The organism is Xanthobacter sp. DMC47 (genome assembly GCF_056313845.1).
The window spans coordinates 1,241,767-1,258,618 of record NZ_JBQUZM010000004.1 but is presented as its reverse complement, the minus strand read 5'-3'; the positions used below and the strand labels follow the sequence as shown (position 1 = coordinate 1,258,618).

Sequence of the window (16,852 nt, the reverse complement as noted above, 5' to 3'; positions counted from 1 at the left end):
TTAGGGAAACAAATGCCTGCGGCCCCGCGGTGCAATGCGCGGGGCCGGGCTGGTTTTACCTCTGCTCAGATGTCATCGCGCGGGCGATGACAGGTCAGGATCTCACCCTCGTCTTCTGCGGATCGAAATGGGGGAAGGGCACGATCTCGGCGCCGATGCGCTTGCGGTGCCCGTCGAGCTTGCCGATCTCGAGGACCGTGCCGGTCGCGGCATGGGCCACATCGATGCGGGCGAGGGCGATCTGGGCCTTCAGGATGGGCGAGCGCGTGGCGCTGGTGACAACGCCCACCTGCGCCCGGCCGACGAACAGCGGGTCGCCATGGCCCACCGCATCGTTGTCCTCGATCTTGAGCCCCACGAGCTTCCTGGCCGGGTTCGCCTTGCGCCGCGCCAGCGCCGCCTTCCCCACGAAATCCTCGTCCTTGTCCGCCACGGCGAAGCCGATGCCGGCCTCAAAGGGGTCGGTCTGGTCGCAGAACTCGTAGCCCGCGAAGACGAGCCCCGCCTCGATGCGCAGCATGTCCAGCGCGGAAAGGCCGAGAGGCTTCATGCCCTTCGGCGCGCCCGCCGCCCAGACGGCCTCGAACAGCGCCTTGCCGTCCTTGGGATGGCACCAGATTTCAAAGCCGAGTTCGCCCGTATAGCCGGTGCGCGAAACCACCAGAGCCGGCCCCGTGGGACCCCCGAGGCGCGCGACAGCGAAGCGGAACCACTTCAGCTCGGCGATGGCGGGCTGGGTCGGTCCGGTCCAAATCACCTCGGCGAGAATCTCCCGCGCGAGCGGCCCCTGCACGGCGATATTGTGCAACTGGTCGGTCGATGAGCGGACGTGGACGTTAAGGCCCCATTCCGCCGCCTTGGTGCGCAGCCAGGCGCCGGTGAATTCCTCCCCGCACACCAGTCGGAAATTGGTCGGCGACAGGCGGAACACGGTGGCATCATCGATCATGCCGCCGTGGTCGTAGCAGAGCGCAGTATAGACCACCTGGCCCACCGCCAGCTTGCGCATGTCGCGCGTCACCGTGCGCTGGAGCAGGATCTCGGCGTCCGGCCCCGTCACCTCGAACTTGCGCAGCGGGGAGAGGTCCATCACCGCGGCCTTCTCGCGGCAGGCCCAGTATTCGGCGATGGGCCCCTCGCCGGTGAAGCAGGTGGGCAGCCAGAAGCCGCGATACTCCACGAAATTCCGCGTATGGGCAGCAAGGCTCTGGTGGAAAGCGCTCTCGCGCGTCAGGCGCGGCTCGGCGTCAGCACTCATGCGGAACGCGATCCCCTTGGAGAAGTTTTCGGCGCCGTCATAGACGCGCACATGGATGTCGGTGGGCTCCCAGCCATTGGCAGGGTCGATGTCGTCGGCGCAGGACGAGGTGGCGCACACGAGGTCGGTCAGCGCCTTGAGCAGCACATAGTCGCCGGGTCGCGACCACGGCTCGTCCATGGTGATCGCGTTGGTGTGGTCCACGGCGGTGTTGTAGAAGAAATTGATGGCCGGCCAGCCGGCGCGCTCCCGAATGCCCAAAGGCGCGAGCACGGCGTTGAAATTGTCCGTGCAGTTGGCGTGGCCGGGATAGCCCATGTCCTCGTAATACTTCGCCGAGCAGGCGAGGGCGAAGGTGTCGTGGCGGCCCACCGTGTCGCGGATCACCTCCACCAGCGGCAGCTGGCGCTCGTCGTAATATTTGGAATGGAGCCCCGGCCCCGGAAAGGCGGCGCCCATGAGCGTGCGGGTGGTGGTGGCGTCGAGGCCGAATTCCGCGCCCGTCTCCAGCGCGGCGGCGTCAAAGGCGAGGAAGTCGGCGCACTGGCGGCCATCGACGTCGATGATCTGGATGTAGTCGCCCGCCTTCACCCGATAGGCCCGGGCCTCGGCCGCCGGTACGCGCACGTCGAGCTTCGGCGGCGCGAGCGGGGCGGGGAGGGGACGGCCGCGGCCCCGCGCACGGGTGACGGTGACGATGAGGTCGGTGGGCGCGTCCTGCGCGTCCGGGGACATGGGGCCCCCGGGGGCGGCGATCACCACGAGCACATCAGCCCGGGCCGCGACGTCCGCCGTCTCGCCCGTGCCGCTCTCTCGCGAAAGCAATGTCCGTCCCGCCAGCGCTGCCGGCGCGAAGCCGCTTTCCGCCAGAAGCCGGGCGACCTCCGCGCTGCCTTCTCCCCGCTGGTCCAGAAGCGCCGGCAGCGTCTCGACGCCAGCGCCGTCCCAGCCTTCCACAGCATCGGTGTCGGTGACGAAAACCAGCGCCGGCTGGAGCCCTTCCGGGTCCAGCACGGTCAGTCGGTCTCCGGCGCCGAGCGAGAGGGCGGCCATGCCGCCGCCACGCACCACCACCCGTTCGCGGGCGGCGGTGGTCGAGGAAGGGCCGGGCGGAAGGAGGGAGGCGTCCATTCACCCCTCTTGAGCGATGGATGCGAGCAGCCGGTAGCTGCCGCGGTAATAGAGCAGCGGGTCGCCCTCGCCCTCGGCGTGCAGATGCACCACCCGGCCGACGAAGATCACATGATCCCCGCCGTCGTAATGGGCGTAGGGCACGCACTCGAAGATGGCATGGGCGGGCACGAGGCGCGGCGCGCCGGAGGGGCCGACCTCCCAGGGTGTTGCCGAGAACTTATCCTCGCCGGCACGGGCGAAGCGGTTGGAGATGTCCTGCTGGCTCTCCATGAGGATATTGACCGAATAGGCCTTCACCTTCTCCAGCCGCGCCAGCGAATGCAGCGAGCGGGCCATGGAGAAGAGAATCAGCGGCGGGTCCAGCGAGACGGAGGAGAAGGAATTCACCGTCACGCCGATGGGGCCGTCCTCGTCCTGCGCCATCACCACGGCGATGCCGGTGGCGAAGCGGCCGAGGGCGTTGCGCAGTTCGCGCGGGTCGAAACGGGCGTCGAGATCAATGGTCGTCATGGCAAGGTACTTTCTGAAATGCGACAGCCCGTCCATGATAATCCCCTTCGATGGCGGGCGCGCGGGCCTTCGCCCCCCTCCTGAGCGACGGAGAGGGACGAAGGCTCCGCGTGGTGGCGTCCCGCGTTACGCCACCTTGGCCGGCTGAAGCTCGGCCAGCAGCTTTTCGGCGAAGGCGCGCTTCTCCGCCTCGTCCATCTTCTTGATCTCGTTGTTGAGCACGCGCTCGTTGATCGACTTGTTCCAGTAGTCCAGCGAGCCGAAGCCCAGCAGCGCGGCCTTGCCGACGAACTGGCGCAGCACCTCGTTGGTGGGGCCCATCACCCAGCCGGCCTTGCCGTCGCGCAGATAGCGCTCGATCTGGAGCGCCGGGCGGAAGCCCGTGCCGCCGGTGGCGTGGAGCATCTTGTCCACCACATGGGCGACGTTCTTCGCCGCCTCGAACTTCACCTGCCACAGCCAGTGGAGCAGGGTAGAGCGGGGGAGCGCGTCGATGTCCTTGTGGATCGACCAGTCGCAATTGTTGGTCACCGAATCCAGCGCCTGCGCCATCTGATAGTCGAAGGCGCGGCAGGCATTGGTGTCCATGATCGCCTCGCCCACATAGTCCTGGATCGTGGGGTAGTCGGCGACGCGCATGCCCACGTCATTGTGGGTCTTGCGGGTGGTGTGGCGCTTGGCAATGTCGATGACCGCCAGCGAGATACCGTTCCAGCAGGCCGACGAGCAGGTGAGGAAGAAGGGGTCCACCACCTCGTCGTTGGACTTGGCGCCGTCGCCGATGGGGCCGACGAGGGCCTCCTTCGGCAGCACCGCATTCTCCACCACGATGGGGCCGGACTGGTTGCCGCGCAGGCCGAGGCCGTCCCACTCGGAGGGGTTGGCCTTCACCTCGTCCTTGGTGACGAGGAAGCAGGAAAGGTCGGAATAGTCGCCCGAGAAGCCGGGGCTGGTGGTCTGCACGATGTACCAGTCGGCGAAGCCGCCGGAGGTGGTCCAGGAGGCCTTCTTGGTCACCTTCCAGCCGTCGCCATGGGCCTCGGCCTTGGAGGAGATGGGATACCAGAAGTGCGAGCCGGTCTCGGGATCGGAATAGGAGAGCGTGCCGATGAGCACGTCGCTGTCCAGCCGCTTCAGGATGTCGGTGAGCAGCGGGTTGTCGTGGTGGCGCAGCAGCGCGGCGGCCACGGCGCCGAGGTGCATGGTGTAGCACATGGCGGTGGAGGGGCAGCCGTAGCGGGCGATGGTCTCCACCACCATGGCGGCGCAGACATGGTTCTGGCCGAGGCCGCCGAGTTCCTTTGGAACGTTCAGCGAGAGCAGGCCGAGGGTGGCCAGGGCCTCGAAATTCTTGCGAGGGTAGACGTAGTTGGCGTCGCTCTCCACGGCGTTCGCCCGCAGCGTGGTCTCGCACAAAGCGATGAGCTTCGCCTGCAGGTCCTTCTGCTCGGCGCTCAGCAGCCACTGGGGGTCCCACTCGAAGCCGAGCCCCCAGAACTCTTCCTTGCCCCACATCTTTGTCTCGGACATATCTCAAGCTCCGCCCGGGCCGGCGCGCGGGCAGTCCCCGCGGCCGTCCCTGCCATTTGCGATCACGCTGTGGCGCGCCTGTTCCCCTCAGTGAACTTTTTTGACGCGGTAGAAACGAGAGTGCCACGGGCCATTTTTGGTGCAAGCCCATTAGTTGGGCGTTTGGCGCCTCCTGGATGACCACGATCTGGGCGACGCATGGGCCCACCTCGCTTTCCTTTGCCGCCTTTCGCGCCATGCTACCAAAGAAATTTCTTCTGAGGAAAAGTAATTGACAGCAGCGTTGACCCGCCATCAGGATGCGGTCGTCGCGGCGCGCATGGCCGGCCTTCCGGCCGCCTGAGCCGCCCGCCTTAACGACGGGCCCGGCGCACGGGCCGGCATCCTTCAAGAGAGGGCACATGACCAGCGCGATCCTTCTGCGCCAATCGATCCTCAACGACCGTCACCGGGACCTCGGCTCCAAGCTGGAGGAATCCTGGAACGACATGGCGATTCCCCAGCACTACGCCACCGATCCCTATGTGGAGACGGAGACCGTGCGCACCCGGGCCGGCCTCTTCGACGTGTCCGCCCTGAAGATCATCGACATCGGTGGCCCGGACGCCCTCGCCTTCCTCAACAAGCTGCTCACCGCGGACATCGCCAAGATCCCGGCCGGCCGCTCCATGATCTCCTCCATCGTCGATGACGAAGGCGGGCTCATCGACGACGTGCTCGTCTATGTGGACGGCGACGGCAAGTTCCGCCTGTCCCACGGCGGCGGCGCGCTGGAAGAGGCGCTGCCGGTGGTGGCGGAGGGCTTCGATGTCACCTTCAGCCGTGACAACGACGTCCACATCCTCTCCCTGCAGGGCCCGCTCGCCCTCGACATCCTCTCCCCCCACACGCCGATGGTGCTGAAGGACCTGCCCTATTTCGGGCACGGCAAGACCACCCTGTTCGGCATTCCGGTGTCGCTCGCCCGCGGCGGCTACTCGGCCGAGCGCGGCTACGAAGTCTTCTGCGCGGCGAAGGATGCGGTCTTCCTCTGGGACAAAATCCTCGAGATGGGCAAGCCGTTCGGCGCCATGCCGGTGTCGTGGGATTGCCTCGACATCGTGCGGGTGGAAGGCTCCCTGCTGTTCTTCCCCTTCGACATGCCGCACAAGGACACGACGCCCTTCGAGGTGCTGATGGACTGGTCCGTGGACCTCTCCAAGCCGGACTTCCGCGGCAAGGCGGCCCTCCTCGCCCGCAAGGGCACGGAGCGCACCCATCAGGCCGGACTCGAAGTGCTGGCGGCCAAGGCGATCACGCCCGGCGCGAAAATCTTCAAGGATGGCGACGAGGTGGGCGTGGTGAATTCCACCACCTACAGCCGCCATCTCATGAAGTCGCTGGCGCTGGTCTCGCTGCGGCCCGACGTGACCGCGCTCGGCACCGCGCTTTCTGTTGCTGATGGAGACGAGAGCTTCGAGGCGACGGTGGTGCGCACCCCCTTCTACGATCCCATGCGGCTGCGCACGCACCCGCTGGAAGAGCGCGCCTGACGCTCGCCTGAGACGCAATCAAAAGGCCGGTCGGACGGGATCTCCCCGTCCGACCGGCCTTTTTTGTTATGGGCTGCCTTCGCTCAGGCGCCGCGCGGGCTGGCCAGCCCGTTCGCCTCAGAGCGGCTTCAGCCCGGCTTCGATGGCAGAGCGACGGCCTTCCAGGAAGGGTGGCAAGGCGAGGCGTTCGCCGAGGTGCGCGGCGTCCTCGTCGGCGGCAAATCCCGGCCCGTCGGTGGCCAGCTCGAACAGCACGCCGTTCGGCTCGCGGAAATAGAGCGAGCGGAAGTAGAAGCGATCCACCATCCCGCTGTTGGGGATGCGCAGCTCCTTCAGCCGCCGCGCCCATTCCTCGTACTGGTCGAAGGTGGTGACGCGGAACGCCACATGGTGCACCGCGCCCGCGCCCTGTCCGGCGGGGGAAAGGCCCGGCTCCACCTTCACATGCACTTCCGCGGCGGGGCCGCCCGCGCCCATCTCGAACACATGGATGGCGCGGCCGTCCTCGGCGGCATAGGTGCGCACCTCCTTCATGCCCATCACGTGGATCAGCACGGCAGCGGTGGGGGCAAGGTCCGGCACCGAGATCAGGATCGGGCCGAGGCCGCGAATCTGGTGCGCCTCCGGCACCGGGCTCTTGGCCCAGGCGACGCCCGGACCCTTGCCGTCATCGACGATCAGGGCAAGGCGCTGGCCCTCCCTGTCCTCGAAGGGAAGCTGGTGGCGGTCGTCGCGTGTCTCGATGCCGGCGTGGGAAACGCCCGCGTCAGTGAGGCGCGCCGCCCAGTATTCCAGCGCCGCCTCATCGCGCACCCGCAGTGAGGTGCGCACGGCGGCGTGGCTGCCCCGGCGCTCGCGCGGCACCGGCCAGTCGAAGAAGGTGAGGTCGGTGCCGGGGTTGGCCTCCCCGTCGGCATAGAAGAGGTGATAGGCGGACACGTCGTCCTGGTTCACCGTCTTCTTCACGAGGCGCATGCCCAGCGTCTGGGTGTAGAAGCGGTGGTTGTAGGGCGCATCCGCGGTGATGGCCGTGACGTGGTGAAGTCCGGTCAGCGGCCCGGTGGTCTCGGTGGTGTTCGGCATGGCGTCCTCCTCCGGCGTGCGGAGCCTGGTATCTGTCTGGTGCCAGAGATAGGCGCGCAGCCGCTTCGGGACGAGAACCACGTTCGCAATCCGGGTTTGCCGATTTGCAAGAGCGTTTTGTGGAATAGGGGTCGATCAGATCGTTCATGCAATTTGTGGTAATCGGCAGCGTGGCCGCGCCGGCACCATTTCACCGGTGTTCAGCATTTCCCGCGATCGCCGTTCATCCGCCTCATTGTTTGTGCCAAGAAGGCCGTTCCATGCGGGGGCATGCAGGTGGGCGTGGCGGACTTTGGGGGACTTTGGCGCATGACGTTCCGCAATCTGGCCTTGCGCCTCATGGCCGCCGCGACGGTGGTGATGCTCGTCGCCGGCTGCTCCGATCGCCCTGGCATCGACGCCCTCGTCCCGGTTTCCGCCCCGCTGGCGGAGGGGGCCCGCGAGCAGGTGATCCTCGTCGCCTCCACCCGCGAGCGTGATCCGCGCCCCGGCGTCTTCTTCAACGGCGAACGCTCCGCCCAGCTCAATTTCGCGAAGATCGACCTCTCCGTGCCGCCCACCCACAGGCCGGGCGAGATCGAGTGGCCGAAGAACGGCCTCGGCAATCCCACCACCGACATGGTGGTGCGCGAGGCCATCTACCGTGACACCGAAGGCGAGTTCCTGCGCGACCTGAAGAGCGAGCTGGCCCGCCGGCCCGCCGGCAAGCGCAACGTCTTCATCTTCGTGCATGGCTACAACACCATGTTTTCCGAGGCGCTGTACCGTCTCGCGCAGATGGCGACGGACTCCGATGCGCCGGCGGTTCCCATCCTCTTCACCTGGGCCTCGCGGGCGACCACCGAGGGCTATGTCTACGACAACAACAGCGCCACCGCCGCCCGCGACCAGCTGGAGGAGACCATCCGCCTCGCCTTCGGCAGCGGCGCGGACCAGGTGAGCATCCTCGCCCACTCCATGGGCAACTGGCTGACGGTGGAGGCCCTGCGGCAGATCCGCATCTCCGGCAAGACGCTGCCGGTGAACAAGATCGGCAACATCATCCTCGCTGCGCCCGACATCGACGTGGACGTGTTCAAGACCCAGCTGCGCCGCTTCGGCAAGCCGCCGAAGCCGTTCATCGTGGTCGTCTCCCGCGACGACAAGGCGCTCGGCTTCTCCGACTTCCTTGCCGGCAAGAAGCCGCGGCTCGGCGAATACGCCAACGACACCGAACTCGTGGGTCTTGGCGCCGTCGTGGTCGACATGACCGACGTGAAGGCCCTCGACAGTTTCAACCACGGCAAGTTCGCCCAACTCGCCGAAATGGCGCCGCAGCTGCAAAGCGCGCTTGCCAGCGCCAACGGAACCGCGTCCTCCAACACGGTTCAGATGGAGGGGGTGCGCATCACCGGCCTCGATCAGGCCCGCGCGGCGCATCCGCCCGGTCCCGTGGGCCAGTCCGCCAGCGTGCAGCCGGCCGCCACGCCGACCGCCCCCGCCCAATAGGGCCGCGGCGCCTTGCGCCGTGATCCCGTCCGCGCAGGCGACCTATGCCGGGCCGGCGCTTCCCTCGCGGGCGCGTTCGGTCTAAAGGCGTCGCCTCATGGCCTATTCAGTCAAGGAAATGTTCCTCACCCTGCAGGGGGAGGGGGCGCAGGCGGGGCGTGCTGCCGTCTTCTGCCGGTTCGCGGGGTGTAACCTGTGGTCCGGGCGGGAGGAGGATCGTGCCGCCGCCCAGTGCCGTTTCTGCGACACCGATTTCATCGGCCTGGATGGCGAGGGCGGCGGCCGCTTCGCCGATGCCGAGGCGCTCGCGGATGCCATCGGCTCCGTGTGGGGCAACGCAGGTACTGAACGCCGCTTCGTCGTCTTCACGGGCGGCGAGCCCTTGCTCCAGCTCGATCCTGCGGCCATCGCGGCAGTGCATGGGCGGGGCTTCGAGATCGCGGTGGAGACCAACGGCACGGTCGTCGCGCCGGAGGGGCTCGACTGGATCTGCGTCAGCCCCAAGGCCGGCACCGAGCTGAAGCAGCGTGTCGGCCACGAGCTCAAGCTCGTCTTCCCGCAGGCCGGGCTCGACCCCGCCGAGGTCGCGGACCTCCCCTTCACCAACTTTTTCCTCCAGCCCATGGACGGCCCGGATCGCCGCGCGAACACAGATGCGGCGGTGGCCTATTGCCTCGCCCATCCGCGCTGGCGCCTGTCCGTCCAGACCCACAAGATGATCGGAATTCCATGACCACCCGTGACACCCCGGCGGCGCTGCCCGGCCGCGTGCGGATCACCCAGGGCTTCACTTTCGAGGCCGCGCATTTCCTGCCCAACGTGCCGGAAACCCACCGCTGCCGGCGGGTGCACGGCCATTCCTATCGCGTGGACCTTGCGTTGGAGGGGCCGGTGGACCCGGTGACGGGCTTCGTGGTGGACTTCTTCGATGTGGAGAACGCCTTCGGCCCGCTCTTGAAGCAGTTGGACCATTATTGTCTTAACGACATCGAGGGGCTGGAAAACCCGACCGCCGAGATCATCGCGGCGTGGATCTGGACGCGGATGAAGCCGCTCCTGCCCACGCTCGCCTCCGTGCGGGTCTATGAGACGCCCATGTCCTACGCGGAATACGCCGAGGGGTGAGCGGGCCTCAGCCCGCCGCGTCCCCGGCCTTGGCCTTCCTCACGAAGGTGGCGAAGGCGGAAAGTTGCTTCTTCGTGAAGTCCAGCGTGCCCTGGTCGGTAACGACGCCGTCCGTGATCTTGGTGTGGGCCTGGGCGACCATCACCTCCGGCACGTTCATCACGTGGGCGTTGAGCGCCACCAGCACCTGCCGCAGGTGATATTGCGCGCGCGCCCCGCCCATGGAGCCGGGCGAAGCGGACAGGATGAGGGTGGGCTTGCCGGCGAGCGGCTGCGGCTTCAGACGCGACAGCCAGTCGATCGCGTTCTTCAGGCCGCCGGGCACCGAGTAATTGTATTCCGGCGTCACGATGACGAGCGCATCCGCCGCCGCGACCTTCTCCCCCATGGCCGTCACCGGGGCCGGGAAGCCTTCCGCCTCGATATCCCCGTCATAGATGGGGAATTCGGCGATGGAGGGCAGGATCTCCAGCGTCGTCCCCTCCGGCGCGATTCCCGCGAGCGCGCGGGCCAGCGCGGCATTGAGGGACCCCTTGCGAACGCTGCCGACCAGCACGACCCAGTTCATCGCCATTCTCCCGCTGCCCGCCATCCCCTGCCCACATGGGCACGCCCCGGATAATGGCGCAAAAACAAGAAGGTTGCGTGAGCTTGCGTCAAAATCAGCCGATGCGGACCATGTGATTGTCGTAGCGCGGCCCGCCGGTGCGCCGCGCGGTGATGGCGACGCCCTCGGCTGCGGCCCTCACCACGATCACCTCGCCATAGCCGGATGCCGCGACGAAGGTGCCCGCCTCAGCCCCCGCCGCGAGGCCGCAGCCATCGGTGAGCGGCACCGCCCCGATATAGCGGCCATCCGCCTGCCATACGGCGACCTGATTGCCGCGCGGGGTGGCGCAGGCGACGAAGCGGCCGGAGGGATCATAGGCCACCGACCCTACATAGCCGCGCAGCGCCCGCCAGGCTTCGTCCGGCGCATCGAAGGGGGAGAGCGTGCCATCGGCGGCGATGCGGAAGAGCAGGGGGCGGGCCTCGCCGTCCTTCAGCAGGTCCTGCGCCGCCACCACCGTGCCGCCATTGCCGTCGCGGGCGAGGTGGCGGAGCGACAGGCTGGCGAGATCGGCGGACAGCTTGCCCTCGCCCCGCACGGCGCCGGTCTCGGGATCCACCAGGGTGATGCCGGAGCCCGTCACCTCGGCGTCGCGCGCCTCCGGCGTGTTAGGCTCGATGCCGCCATTGGCGATCACGAGGGCGGTGCCCGAGCGCATCAGATCGTGCGGGCCGTCGCCGCCGCTTGCCCATTCGTCACGGATGGCGAAGCCGCCGTCCACCGCCCGCACGGCGACGACGCCGCGGCCCATGGCGCGCACGCCGTCGGCCGGGCGCTCGATCTCGTTGGTCAGGAACAGTCGGCCGTCCGCCGAGAAGCGGCCATGGCCCGAGAAGACACGGCCCTCGCCCGGCCCAAAACTCGCGACCACGCCGCCCTTGCGCCGGTCGAACACGAGCGCGATGCGCCCCGGCCGCCGCCCCACCGCCACGGCGAGCGGACCCACCGGGCTCGCCTCGATGCCGTGCAGGCGAGCGTCGGAGGGCGCCTCGGGGGTCGGCGCGAAGCTGGGATCGAGGCCGATGGCGGCGAAGCCTTCGCCCACCCCCGCCGTCGCCAGCCAGCCTTCGTCCAGCTCGGCGGCGCGCAGGCAGCCCGGTAAGGCGGCCGACGCGAGGAGGGCCGCGCCGCCGAGGAGCAGGCCGCGCCGGCCGATGAGCGGGGCGTGGTCGAGGCGCGCGCGCATATCAGTCGCCGTCGAGGGCATTGAAGCCCAGCGAGATGCCGAAATAGGAGGCGATGGGCTTGTAGACGGCGAGCTGCGCGGCCTTGAAGGTCTTGATCGTTGCCTGGATGCCCTGCGCGCCCGATGCGGTGGCGGCGGCTGCGCCGATGTCTGCGGGCAGCTTGTCGGCGGCGGCATCGGCGGCGGTGGCGGCCTTGTTGACCACGAATTGCGGCCGGCTCGGCATCTGCGTCCCCACGGCGACGAGGAGCGCGTCGGCGCTGTGGATCATGTTCGCGGCGACGCGGCCGGAGCGGCCGGAACGCCAACTGTCGGCGACCGTCGGCTTGGCATCGGCGGGACTGGCACCGAGCACGGGCAGGAGCTTCGTGTCGGTCACCCGCTGGTAGGCGCCGGAGAGGTCGGTGAGGATCATGCCGGGCAGGGCGCCCACATCCGGGAACAGGGCCGGATCGCCCTTGCCGGAGACGATGGCACCGAGCACGCCGGAGGACTTGTCGCCCCAGGCGGTGCGGATTTCCCCCGTGATGGTGGCGAGATTGTTGGCGATGGCAGTGCCCAGCGCACAGCGCCGCGCCGCTTCGGGGCCGGAGACCAGCGCATCGGCGGCACCTTCGTCGTAAAGCAGGCGCTCCAGCGCCGGTAGGCCCTGCACGGCGGCGCTCGACTGGGTGAAGCGCTCGGGCGCGAGGCGGGCGGGATCGCTGTCGGCAATGATCTCGGCAAGGCCGCGCGTCACGCCGTTGCGCCGGTCCGGGAAGAAGGAGATGCGGTCGGCCCGCAGCGACAAGGTGATGGGGCCGAAGGTGACGAACTCCACCGCATTCCACGCATCCGCGGCCTTGTTGTAGGCCTCCTTCAGCGGCGCGACGCCGGCCGCCGAGGGGGCGGGGCAGAAGGCGGCCCAGGCCTTCGCCTGTGCGGCGGTGGAGGCGGCGAGCGCATCATAGCGCGGCAGCAGCCAGCCCTCGATGAGCGGCACCGGATCAAGCTTCGGATCGGCCGCGGCGGCCGGGACGGCGCCAAAGGCGAGCGTGGCGGCGAGGGCGGCGCCAGCGAGGCGGGAGGAAGAAAGGCGCATGGCTTCGATCATGACGTCGATCCGCAATATCAGGTCGGTGCCGGCCGCAGCCGGCGGAAATCACAGGCTGGAAACGTAGCGCACCAGCGCCGCCCTGTCCTTGGGCGGGAGCGCGCCGAAGCGCCGCTGCGCCGTCGCCGCCTCGCCGCCGTGCCAGGCGATCACCTCCTCCACCGTGCGCGCGCGGCCGTCGTGCAGCAGGCCGGTTTTGGCGGCAAGCGCATCGGAGAGGCCGGCGAGCGGCGCGGTGCGCCATTGCGAGGCGCCGACGCCCGGCTCCGGCATGGTGTCGCCGAGGTCCGGGCCCATCTCGTGCAGCAGCAGGTCCGTGTACATGCGTGCCTCGCCGCCGCCGGCCATGGGCAAAGACGGCCGGTGGCATTGGGCGCAGCCGGTGGAGGCGAACAGCGCCGCGCCGCGCTTCGCCTCGGCCTTGGGCAGCTCTTCCGGCTCGGGCTGGGGCAGGGAGGCGACATAGGCCACCACCCGGTCGAGCACCGCCGAGCCGATTTCCAATTCGTCGTCCGCATCCCCCGAGGTGGCGTTGGCATTGCCATGAAGTGCCGTTCTGCAGGCGGTCTGGGTGGGGGTGCAGTCGCCCCACGGCTCGGGATGGAAGCGGTTGGAGAGGCCGAGATCGAGGAAGAAGGCTTCCGCCGACTGGCCGGCGAGGGTCGGCTGCGACGCCTTCCAGCCGAAGCGGCCGATGGCGGTGCTGCCGTCGGCGAGGGTGACGCGCCGCGCCATGCCCTTCACGCCGTCGGTGCCCTTCGCCTGCTCCCGCTCCACCGCCAGGATGGCGGCATCCGGCACGGCGGCGAGCGCCCCGCGGCCCTTCAGGTCCGGCCCCACGCGGAGAGACAGTCCGCTCTCCGGATCGAGCGGGCCGTAGCCCAGTGCCTCGGGATGGGGCTTGCGAGCCATGCGGCCGTCCGGCAGCGGCGTATCGGTGACGCCGATGACGCCTTCGCCGGGGATGCCCGGCACCGCATCGATCTGGAAGCGCCGGCCATAGACCGGATCGCCGCTGCCGTCCGGCCGGCCGATCATCAAGACGAAGCCGCGCTCCGCCGTTCCGTTCTCCAGACGCGCGGGAGCGCGGCGATCGGCGGGGTGGCAGGTGGCGCAGGAGCGGGCATCGAACAGCGGGCCGAGGCCATCGTCGCCGCGCGTCGAGGCGGGGGCGGGCACCCACGGGCGCTTGAACAGCGCCTTGCCGATGGCGAGGTCCAGCTTGTCCAAAGTCTCGGCCGCGCTGGGCGTGGTCGCGAGGGCGGCGAGCAGCACGAGAAGGAGGCGCCCGCTCATCAGACCACCCTGATCCAGCCCATGAGCCCCGAATCCATGTGCTCGAGGATGTGGCAGTGGAACACCCAGTCGCCGCTGGTGGCGCGGAAGGCGATCTCCACCGTCTCGTTGGGCTCGGTCATGACCGTATCGGCGAGATAGGGCGGGATGTCCTTCTTCTTGGAGGAGGACAGCACACGGAACACGTGCCCGTGCAGGTGCATGGGGTGGACGTGCTTGGTGACGTTGGTGATGGAGACGATGTAGCTCGACCCGTCCTTCAGCGTCGCCAGCGGCGGCGGCAGGCGCAGGTCCGCGCCGGCGCCCCAGGAATTGCGGTTGATGGCCCAGAAGGTCTTGCTGCCGACGCAGGCGGAGGCGATGAGCGCCTTGGCCAGCGGATCGTCCGGCGGCAGGGGATCGCCGCTCACGATGGGGCCGGCAGCGGTCTGCACGAGATAGTCGAGGCGGCTCGCGCGCTTCACGTCCGGCAGGGGTACCTTCGCGGCGGGCAGCGCCTTGGGGCGGAAGGCGGTCTTCTTTCGGCCCTTGTCGACGCCGACCAGAGTGGTGAGCAGATAGGGCTCGGCGGTGCGGTAGTCATAGACCTTCACCTCCTCGCCGGGGCCGGGCATGCGCACATGGACGTCGATGCGCATGGCCGGGCCCATGCGCCAGATCTCGTTCGGCAGCTTGGAAAAGGGCAGCGGTGTCAGGGCCTGCCCGTCAATGGCGATGATGGCCGCGTCTTCCGTCTCGCAGCCGAAATCGATGGTGCGGGTGGAATCGGCGACGATCACGCGCAGCCGCACGTCGCCATAGGCCGGCGCGTCGACGCGGGGCGGCACGATGGAGCCGTTGGTGGCGCGCACCGTGCCGAAGGTGCCGGCGGTGGAGGCGCCTTCGTCGGTGAACATCTCCAGCCAGCGGCCGTCCTTCTCGTCGAGCCGCCAGTCCTTCACCACGATGAAGTGCTCGGCATCGAAGCCGAGCTTTGCCTCGGCGGGATCGTCCACCACGAGCAGCCCGACGAGGCCACGGCCCACCTGTCCCGTCTCGTCGCAATGGGGATGGAAGAAATAGAAGCCGGGATCGGGCAGGGGCACGTTGTAGGTGAATGTGCTGCCCGCCGGGATTGGCGCCTGGGTAATGGGCGACACCCCGTCCGAGAGATACGGCACGCGCACGCCGTGCCAGTGGACGGTGGTGAGGTCCGGCAGGCGGTTCTCGAAATCCACCATCAGGCGGGTGCCCACGGGCGCGCGCAGGGTGAGAAAGGGCGTGCCGTTATAGGCGCAGAAGCCCTTGGTCACCGGCTTGCCCGGCCCGAGCAGCGGCATTTCCATTTCCGCCGCCGAGAGGGCGAGCCGGCGCACCGGCGCCGTCTTCGGCAGCGTATCCACGGAGGCCGGTACGCGGCCGAGGGCGGAGGGGGCGAACCCCGCCGCCCCCGCAGCCGCTGCGCCCGCAAGGAGCGCCCGACGCGAAATCATCGCGTCCGTCCCATCGTCATCGTCTCACTTCTTCTTCGCGTTCTTCGGATCATCGAGGCTCTTGGAGCCTTCCACCTTGATCTGGATCTTGAGGACCGCGACGCCGCGCTCGATGGCGTGGGCCTGGGCCACCAGGGCGTCGACGCCGTCCTGAATCAGCTTGGCGCCCTTGGTGTTCCCCTCCTCAAGCATCTTGTCGTAGGTGATCTCGCCGGAATCCGCCACGTCCTTCAGGGCCTTGAGGGCGGCCAAAGCGGCGTCGGACTTGGCGTCGATCTCGTCGGCGATCTTCGGGTCGGCGGCGCGGATGAGGTCGGCGACCGAGGGGCCGGTGACCTTGGCGCCGTCCGGCTTCACGTAGGAGCCGTAATAGACGTTGCGGATGCCCACTTCGTCGTAATAGTGCGCGTTCTGGGTGTTGTTGGAGAAGCAGTCGTGCGCTTCCTCCGGATCGTGGAGGATGAGGCCGAGCTTCATGCGCTCGCCGGCGAGTTCGCCATAGGAGAGGGAGCCGAGGCCGGTGAAGATGGTGGCGAGGCCGGCCTTGTCGTTCTTCTTGATGAGCGCGGCGCGCGCCTTGCCCTTGGCGCCCCAGTTGGCAGTCATCTCGTCGAGATCGGCGACCAGCGTCTGGGTCGCGACCTTCAGATATTCGCCGCGGCGGTCGCAATTGCCGTTGGTGCAGTTCTTCAGGTCATAGTCGGTGTAGGAGCGCTGGCCCTGGCTGGGCGTCGCGTTGTGGAGGTTCTGGCCCCACAGCAGGAACTCGATGGCGTGCCAGCCGGAGCCCACGTTCGCCTCGACGCCGCCGGCCGAGTTCAGCTCATGCAGCAGCTTGGGGGTGATCTTGGTGACGTCCACCGTCTTCTTGCCGATGCGGATGGACTTCGAGGCGATCACGTTGGCGGTGTAGAGCGGGTTCTCGTCCGACTTCTCGCCGTAGCTCTTCTTGTCCACGTAATCGATGAGGCCTTCGTCCAGCGGCCAGGCGTTCACATTGCCTTCCCACTCGTCGACGATCTTGTTGCCGAAGCGGAAGGCCTCGGTCTGCTGGTAATAGACGCGGGCTGCCTTCCAGGCATCCCGGGCCTTGCCGAGGGTGTCGGCGCTGGGGGCGGCGAGGAAGGCGTCGATGGCCTTCTGCATGTCCTTGGCGGTGGCGGCGGACGTCCCGTAAGACACCTCGGCGAGGTCGGCATAATGGACGATCACGTCACGCGGCTTCGGCGCATCCGCGAGCACGGGGCTCGCGAAGGCTGCAACTGACGCGATGACTGCGCCGAGAAAATGCGCGCGCATCGACCTTCTCTCCTTGAAATTCGAATACAGGAACCGGCGCCCGGGCAACCGGGGCAGGGACAACCGGAACCGGGGCCTTTGCCCCGTCGCCGCGGAGAGTATGAGCCGGGCTGGTGACGGGCAAGCGCTTGGGAAAATAATGGAATTGTTCCATGTCCAGAGTGCGGGTCATCGACTTGACGCCCCCAAGTCAAAGCGACGCACTCCTTAGTAGAAGACGTAACGTCACCTGTATC

Annotated in this window: 14 protein-coding genes; 4 read left to right on the top strand and 10 right to left on the bottom strand. The window is 68.2% G+C overall.

Going from position 1 to position 16,852, the window contains the following annotated elements; genetic code table 11:
* Positions 1 to 94 precede the first annotated feature (94 nt).
* From ACT54R_RS17615 to ACT54R_RS17605, 3 genes are all read right to left on the bottom strand, one after another.
* Positions 95 to 2,389 carry a DUF1989 domain-containing protein gene (locus ACT54R_RS17615; RefSeq protein ID WP_476328424.1) on the bottom strand — a complete coding sequence of 765 codons (2,295 nt, stop codon included), beginning with the start codon at positions 2,387 to 2,389 and terminating at the stop codon, positions 95 to 97.
* Complete coding sequence (locus tag ACT54R_RS17610; protein WP_476328422.1) at positions 2,390 to 2,902, bottom strand: flavin reductase family protein; 513 nt, start codon at positions 2,900 to 2,902, stop codon at positions 2,390 to 2,392.
* A gap of 126 nt (positions 2,903 to 3,028) precedes the next feature.
* Positions 3,029 to 4,432: an acyl-CoA dehydrogenase family protein gene (locus ACT54R_RS17605; RefSeq protein ID WP_476328420.1), complete on the bottom strand. Its 1,404-nt coding sequence runs from the start codon at positions 4,430 to 4,432 to the stop codon at positions 3,029 to 3,031.
* Between the two features lie 401 nt (positions 4,433 to 4,833).
* Between ACT54R_RS17605 and ACT54R_RS17600 the strand changes: the two genes are divergently transcribed.
* Positions 4,834 to 5,964: an aminomethyl transferase family protein gene (locus ACT54R_RS17600; protein WP_476328418.1), complete on the top strand. Its 1,131-nt coding sequence runs from the start codon at positions 4,834 to 4,836 to the stop codon at positions 5,962 to 5,964.
* A 117-nt stretch (positions 5,965 to 6,081) separates the two neighbouring features.
* Here ACT54R_RS17600 and ACT54R_RS17595 read toward each other — a convergent pair whose 3' ends face one another.
* On the bottom strand, positions 6,082 to 7,047 hold the full coding sequence (locus tag ACT54R_RS17595; RefSeq protein ID WP_476328416.1) for a ring-cleaving dioxygenase: 966 nt from the start codon (positions 7,045 to 7,047) through the stop codon (positions 6,082 to 6,084).
* Positions 7,048 to 7,356: 309 nt separating this feature from the next.
* Between ACT54R_RS17595 and ACT54R_RS17590 the strand changes: the two genes are divergently transcribed.
* From ACT54R_RS17590 to queD, 3 genes are all read left to right on the top strand, one after another.
* Positions 7,357 to 8,535 (top strand): alpha/beta hydrolase, encoded by a 1,179-nt coding sequence (locus ACT54R_RS17590; protein ID WP_476328414.1) that lies wholly within the window; start codon positions 7,357 to 7,359, stop codon positions 8,533 to 8,535.
* Between the two features lie 97 nt (positions 8,536 to 8,632).
* On the top strand, positions 8,633 to 9,268 hold the full coding sequence (gene queE, locus ACT54R_RS17585) for a 7-carboxy-7-deazaguanine synthase (RefSeq protein ID WP_476328412.1): 636 nt from the start codon (positions 8,633 to 8,635) through the stop codon (positions 9,266 to 9,268).
* Positions 9,269 to 9,303: 35 nt separating this feature from the next.
* The gene (gene queD / locus ACT54R_RS17580) at positions 9,304 to 9,660 is read left to right on the top strand and encodes a 6-carboxytetrahydropterin synthase QueD (RefSeq protein ID WP_168459270.1); all 357 of its coding nucleotides are present in this window, start codon (positions 9,304 to 9,306) and stop codon (positions 9,658 to 9,660) included.
* Between the two features lie 7 nt (positions 9,661 to 9,667).
* Here queD and ACT54R_RS17575 read toward each other — a convergent pair whose 3' ends face one another.
* From ACT54R_RS17575 to ACT54R_RS17550, 6 genes are all read right to left on the bottom strand, one after another.
* Entirely contained in the window at positions 9,668 to 10,228 is a 561-nt protein-coding gene (locus tag ACT54R_RS17575; protein WP_476328410.1) for an NADPH-dependent FMN reductase, read from the bottom strand.
* Between the two features lie 94 nt (positions 10,229 to 10,322).
* Complete coding sequence (locus ACT54R_RS17570) at positions 10,323 to 11,456, bottom strand: DUF1513 domain-containing protein (protein ID WP_476328408.1); 1,134 nt, start codon at positions 11,454 to 11,456, stop codon at positions 10,323 to 10,325.
* Position 11,457: 1 nt separating this feature from the next.
* Positions 11,458 to 12,549, bottom strand: a complete 1,092-nt coding sequence (locus ACT54R_RS17565; protein WP_476328406.1) for an imelysin family protein — start codon at positions 12,547 to 12,549, stop codon at positions 11,458 to 11,460.
* Between the two features lie 48 nt (positions 12,550 to 12,597).
* On the bottom strand, positions 12,598 to 13,845 hold the full coding sequence (locus ACT54R_RS17560) for a di-heme oxidoredictase family protein (protein WP_476328404.1): 1,248 nt from the start codon (positions 13,843 to 13,845) through the stop codon (positions 12,598 to 12,600).
* Positions 13,845 to 15,317: a multicopper oxidase family protein gene (locus ACT54R_RS17555; protein WP_476328402.1), complete on the bottom strand. Its 1,473-nt coding sequence runs from the start codon at positions 15,315 to 15,317 to the stop codon at positions 13,845 to 13,847. Before ACT54R_RS17555 ends, ACT54R_RS17560 begins: the two co-directional genes overlap by 1 nt.
* A 24-nt stretch (positions 15,318 to 15,341) precedes the next feature.
* Positions 15,342 to 16,616 (bottom strand): imelysin family protein, encoded by a 1,275-nt coding sequence (locus tag ACT54R_RS17550; protein ID WP_476328400.1) that lies wholly within the window; start codon positions 16,614 to 16,616, stop codon positions 15,342 to 15,344.
* Between the last annotated feature and the right edge of the window lie 236 nt (positions 16,617 to 16,852).

Bases quoted from the DNA above. Each gene is read 5' to 3' on its own strand.
- ACT54R_RS17615 (WP_476328424.1), bottom strand. From the start codon at position 2,389: ATGGACGCCTCCCTCCTTCCGCCCGGCCCTTCCTCGACCACCGCCGCC.
- ACT54R_RS17610 (WP_476328422.1), bottom strand. From the start codon at position 2,902: ATGACGACCATTGATCTCGACGCCCGTTTCGACCCGCGCGAACTGCGC.
- ACT54R_RS17605 (WP_476328420.1), bottom strand. From the start codon at position 4,432: ATGTCCGAGACAAAGATGTGGGGCAAGGAAGAGTTCTGGGGGCTCGGC.
- ACT54R_RS17600 (WP_476328418.1), top strand. From the start codon at position 4,834: ATGACCAGCGCGATCCTTCTGCGCCAATCGATCCTCAACGACCGTCAC.
- ACT54R_RS17595 (WP_476328416.1), bottom strand. From the start codon at position 7,047: ATGCCGAACACCACCGAGACCACCGGGCCGCTGACCGGACTTCACCAC.
- ACT54R_RS17590 (WP_476328414.1), top strand. From the start codon at position 7,357: ATGACGTTCCGCAATCTGGCCTTGCGCCTCATGGCCGCCGCGACGGTG.
- queE (WP_476328412.1), top strand. From the start codon at position 8,633: ATGGCCTATTCAGTCAAGGAAATGTTCCTCACCCTGCAGGGGGAGGGG.
- ACT54R_RS17575 (WP_476328410.1), bottom strand. From the start codon at position 10,228: ATGAACTGGGTCGTGCTGGTCGGCAGCGTTCGCAAGGGGTCCCTCAAT.
- ACT54R_RS17570 (WP_476328408.1), bottom strand. From the start codon at position 11,456: ATGCGCGCGCGCCTCGACCACGCCCCGCTCATCGGCCGGCGCGGCCTG.
- ACT54R_RS17565 (WP_476328406.1), bottom strand. From the start codon at position 12,549: ATGATCGAAGCCATGCGCCTTTCTTCCTCCCGCCTCGCTGGCGCCGCC.
- ACT54R_RS17560 (WP_476328404.1), bottom strand. From the start codon at position 13,845: ATGAGCGGGCGCCTCCTTCTCGTGCTGCTCGCCGCCCTCGCGACCACG.
- ACT54R_RS17555 (WP_476328402.1), bottom strand. From the start codon at position 15,317: ATGATTTCGCGTCGGGCGCTCCTTGCGGGCGCAGCGGCTGCGGGGGCG.
- ACT54R_RS17550 (WP_476328400.1), bottom strand. From the start codon at position 16,616: ATGCGCGCGCATTTTCTCGGCGCAGTCATCGCGTCAGTTGCAGCCTTC.